Source organism: Flavobacterium sp. Leaf359, assembly GCF_001423985.1.
GTDB classification, from domain to species: Bacteria; Bacteroidota; Bacteroidia; order Flavobacteriales; family Flavobacteriaceae; genus Flavobacterium; species Flavobacterium lindanitolerans.
The window spans coordinates 96,936-97,255 of record NZ_LMPW01000001.1 but is presented as its reverse complement, the minus strand read 5'-3'; the positions used below and the strand labels follow the sequence as shown (position 1 = coordinate 97,255).

Below are 320 nucleotides of genomic sequence, written 5' to 3'. Positions count from 1 at the left end.
TGGTCGTGCCGCTTACTACCGAACTGGTCTTGTCATTGGCAGCCACTACCGGAGCCAGATTCAATGCGGTGCTCGACACTCCGTTTACAACTGTAGTCAAATTTGAACCTGATAAAGTAGTGGTAACCGTGTTCACTGCCGCTGCCGTTGCTACTACTCCGTTTACGGTTGATGTGAGTGTGTTGGTACCGTTATTAACCAATGTGTTTGTGGTAGCAGGCACCAAAGCAGACTGGTTCACCCATGTTGGTACACCGGTTGCATTGGTTGTCAGCACCTGGTTGTTACCCGCATTGGCTAACTTGCCGGCCGTAATTGTA

Annotated in this window: 1 pseudogene; it reads right to left on the bottom strand. The window is 50.0% G+C overall.

The features are described 5' to 3' along the window. A pseudogene (locus ASG38_RS17870) lies at positions 1 to 320 on the bottom strand (hypothetical protein); the annotation flags it as partial.